Below are 3,902 nucleotides of genomic sequence, written 5' to 3' on the forward strand. Positions count from 1 at the left end.
ATCTCCCCGAACGCCTACGAAACCCACCACGCCGCTACCCTTACGGCCGCGGCGTAATCAATCACCACCGTGTCCAAGATCCGGGGTCAAGCCCCCTGTAGTCCGTCCGCGGGGCTCGTCGCCGCGGTCCAGCAAGGTCTCGGGGCATCTTGGTCATCAGCAGGACAGGGACGTGGCAAATGTCCTTCACCCGTTGGGGTAGGTGACAACCGGCTCCGCTTCCGGATCGGAATACGCCCAATGGGCGCCCGGCTGAGCCTGACGGGTGAGGACCGCAACTGACGGCTCCGACAGCGGCCGGTAGGGCAACTCATGAAGCAAGCGGCTTGCTTCATCGACGGGGAACCAGCGGGCCTCCTGAATCAGACCATCTGGGTCGCGGACGTGCAGGGTCGGATCCACCACGTCGACGGTGAAGTTCCACACCCGGCTGACGGTGACTGCTCCGGTCACCGCCGCCGTGCCATGAAGAACGAGGTCCGCGGTTGCGACGACCAGACCTGTCTCCTCGGCCAACTCTCGGCGGGCGCCCTCAAACGGCGTCTCGTGGTCCTCGATCCGCCCGCTCGGGATGTTCCAGTAGGGGCCGCCCCACCGTGGGTACTCCTCGTACACGAGAACGACTTTGTCGTCGTGATGTGCGAGAACGCCGGCGTACCGGGACCGACTCATGCTTGGCACGGGGGCCATTCATCCTCACCTCAGCACCGCGCACGGGCACGGGCACGGGCACGTCACAGCTTTCACTATCTGCGGCAGATCCGTGCGTTTGTCGTACAGGAAGTCGCGGCGTGGACGCCCGCTCAGGGAAGGTCGGGATCCGGGTGCTCGGCCGCGAAACGCTCGCCCGCTTCCTCGTCGACCAGCGAGTTGTCGACCAGCCATTCAACCGCCCGCCGCCTTGCGCGCACGTCGCGGAAGGCGTACCACGCCGGCAGCAGGTGCGGATACTCCTCGTGCAACTCGTTCTTGAACCGCCGGAAGGCACCCCGGCCCTGGATAGCTCGCGCGAGTCGGCGGCCGGCCGCCGCGTCACTGATCCTCTCAGCGAAGCCGGCCATGTCCTGGTACCAGACGTAGGACGGCAGCGGGTCGATGCCCACCAGGTCGAGGTCGTCAAGTTCGACGGGCGTGTGTCCGTCGATGCCGCCGTCCGTCGTCCAAAGCACGATCTCACCGGAATGCGGGTTGATCAGCCATCGGTGCTCGTAGTCGGTCTGGTCCTCGAGCGCGGTAGCGATCTCCTCCAGGTCTAGCCTGCTCAGGTCAAGCATCCGGCCACCATAAACCCGCTTCATTCCGCGTTTCGACCAGCGATAGCACGCGACAGTCCGGGCGCCTACCGGCGTGCCGTCCACGCTCGCTACGTGACGCTCGGATCGCGGCAGATCCGGGCGTCGGGCGTTCCCCTCGAACGGGCATGGCCGGCGCAGCGTTGTGCGGTCAGAGCAGCGCGATTTGACCCGGCAGCGGCTCATCGTCGAGGCGACCGTCGAGCTGCCACAGCCGAAGCCGGTCCTCCTCATGATGGCGGGTGAGCCATCGGCCTGGCTGCTGTGCAGGATGGATGGAACCGAATCTGTGGGGGTGCGGGTACCGCATCTGAGAACGGCATCGCAGCCTGCGCGCCGACAGCAGTAGATGGCCTTCGGCGTCGTCCGGCAGGTCTGCGGTGCTGACAGCGATCAGGATCAGTTCGTCGGTGAGGAACACAGCTCGGTCCACGTATCGCCAGCCTCGTGGCGTGTCCGGCAGGTCCTCGAGGTGTCGCTCCGCGATCACGTTGTCGGTGGTCACGTTTCGGACGGACACAAAGCCGTCGAATGCCGTCGTCAGATAGCGGTCGCCCGCTGGGCTGAAACCGGCGAGGTCGTCACCGGCCAGCGGTCGCAGCACGATGTGTCCGGCGTTAAGACCGATGAGCATGGAGGGTGACGGCTCGGGATGGGGCAGCGTCAAGCCGGTCCAGGTGTCCGCGGGACGGTGCACGAACGAGGCAGCCTCGGGGCCGGGCAGCGGCGTGCGGTTGATCTCCTTGCCGGTCGCGGCGTGGATGGCGACAAGTTCCTTGGTGCCGGCCAAACGGACCCAGAGGATGTCGTCGCCGTCCAGGTCGAAGTCGGCGCCGACGGTGGCACTGCCGCCGAGTCGATCCCAGCTGCTACGCCAGAGGACTGCGCCGTTGTGGTCAAGAACAACAATCTGGTGCTTATCGCCCGCTGCGACGAGCTGGCTAGTGGCACCGACGTTCATCCGCGGGTCGTCGAGAGGCACCGCAAATCGCGCCACGCGACGCAGGTCGTGGTCGAACAGGTTCACGGTGAAGCTGGCGGACTCGGTAACCGCCCACCCAAGGCCAGTTGCCTGCGTAACATGCCGAATGCCGGGCAGCCACACCTGGTTGATCAAGCGGGGTTGCATCGCAGCAGCATAGAGCCATTTCGACGAGGCTGGCGGGGGTCGCCGGCGCGGATCGCGGCATGTGCGCGCGTCGCTCAGTCCTGCCGGGTCTAACGAGCGCCGACGTCAGCGGCCGATACGGAAACGCGCTCACCCTCTACGGGAGGAAGCCGGCCCGTTGAGCGACAATCTCTGACCGCACAAGCTCCAGGAGACGACCCAGCCAGTTGCGGCCTTTCGTACCACCGCTCCAGTAGGCCGAGCTGATGTTGTAGTCGATGCGGCCGTCGCCGGTGCCAAGGAGCACGTCTGCGAGTTCTGGGTGTTGATTGAACTTGGCGCGCAGGATCGTGTGCATCGCGGTGAGACGAAGGTGGGGCCAGTCCTGCCTAATCGGCGCTCGTCCGACGGCGCGCTCGACGCTAAGGGCTGTCGTGGTGCGGCGGATCGCCGCGCGAGCGGTCTCGTCGGTGGTGGCCAGCGCCCAGTAGGCGTGCACGGCGCTGGCGTAGGTGTCGCCGCCAATCTCGATCGTGGCCGGATACTCATTACGCAGGCACTCGATGCCCGGCTCCGTGGGCCAATTTCCCGGGATCGACGCGAGTTTCACCGTCGGGTTCTGTGCCTGGTCCAGGCCGTCGACGGGGTGGTTGTCATGCCAGTCCCTGACCGACCGGTCGCGCTCGGCGAAGTACTCGTGCGCCTGGGCGTGCATCGCCTCGGTCACGAGCTCGTCGTAGGTGGTGCGCTCGCCGATCGGAGTGCACAGCACGCGAAGCGGCCAGTCCTTGGCGTCCATGTCACCCAACGCGTAGTGCCGCAGGTGTGCGGGGACGGCCAAGTATGCGGCCAGTAGCGCCCGCCGATCGACCTCCGTTCGGTTCTCAAGGTAACGGTCCAAGGCTTCCAGACAGCGGCCGGTAGAGTCAGGTCGGCCATTGAGTTGGTCGATCTCGTCGGCGACTTCCCCAAGAAGCTCCTCGCCTGTCAGCCACATCTGCGGTTCGTCGAAGCGCCAGCTTGCAAGATGGTGAGCTGACGCCTGCGCACCGGGCTCGAGATGCGTGGCCACCCATCCGCTCTTCAACTTCTCGCGCAGCCCGCCGAGGTCGACCCAGTCCCAACAGTTGATCGCACCGTCCGCGAAGACCAGCAGGTCAGTGAGGAAGTAAGACGGACCGTTACGAATGAAGATCGGCCGCCACGTGCCCTCGATCTGCTCGCCGTCAACGATCCGATAGGTCCTTCTGCTCAGCGCCATCGGCGCAGTGTAGGGGGCTATCGAACCCGGTGCCCCTGCTGGAGTGACCAACCGATCTCAGCAGTCGGTGTGATTGGGCGCCCGAAGGCTTGTGACCCAGCGTGACGCCCGGGTCGGCGACAAATGAGTGCACCCGATTATCGTCGCTAAAGGACGTCTCGTAACTCGGTGAAGGCGTTGCCCGGCAACGGTGTTGGTGTCACCCCGCGAGGATGATGTTGTGGAGGTGGGCGATGCCGGA

General features: G+C 65.6%; 4 protein-coding genes. All 4 read right to left on the minus strand.

All coding sequences use genetic code 11. From position 1 onward, the window contains the following. Positions 1-186: 186 nt before the first annotated feature. The 4 genes from ABT006_RS34825 to ABT006_RS34840 all read right to left on the minus strand — a co-directional run bounded on the left by ABT006_RS34825 (position 187) and on the right by ABT006_RS34840 (position 3,661). Entirely contained in the window at positions 187-690 is a 504-nt protein-coding gene (locus ABT006_RS34825) for an NUDIX hydrolase (RefSeq protein ID WP_350712726.1), read from the minus strand. Positions 691-803: 113 nt separating this feature from the next. Then, positions 804-1,358 (minus strand): UPF0158 family protein, encoded by a 555-nt coding sequence (locus ABT006_RS34830; RefSeq protein WP_350712727.1) that lies wholly within the window; start codon positions 1,356-1,358, stop codon positions 804-806. Positions 1,359-1,443: 85 nt separating this feature from the next. Further along, positions 1,444-2,421, minus strand: a complete 978-nt coding sequence (locus ABT006_RS34835) for a hypothetical protein (protein WP_350712728.1) — start codon at positions 2,419-2,421, stop codon at positions 1,444-1,446. Positions 2,422-2,557: 136 nt separating this feature from the next. Then, positions 2,558-3,661: an NADAR family protein gene (locus tag ABT006_RS34840; RefSeq protein WP_350712729.1), complete on the minus strand. Its 1,104-nt coding sequence runs from the start codon at positions 3,659-3,661 to the stop codon at positions 2,558-2,560. Between the last annotated feature and the right edge of the window lie 241 nt (positions 3,662-3,902).

The sequence above is a fragment of the Micromonospora sp. NPDC002717 genome (genome assembly GCF_040295705.1).
In the GTDB taxonomy this organism is placed as follows: domain Bacteria; phylum Actinomycetota; class Actinomycetes; order Mycobacteriales; family Micromonosporaceae; genus Micromonospora.

Bases quoted from the DNA above. Each gene is read 5' to 3' on its own strand.
- ABT006_RS34825 (WP_350712726.1), bottom strand. From the start codon at position 690: ATGGCCCCCGTGCCAAGCATGAGTCGGTCCCGGTACGCCGGCGTTCTC.
- ABT006_RS34835 (WP_350712728.1), bottom strand. From the start codon at position 2,421: ATGCAACCCCGCTTGATCAACCAGGTGTGGCTGCCCGGCATTCGGCAT.
- ABT006_RS34840 (WP_350712729.1), bottom strand. From the start codon at position 3,661: ATGGCGCTGAGCAGAAGGACCTATCGGATCGTTGACGGCGAGCAGATC.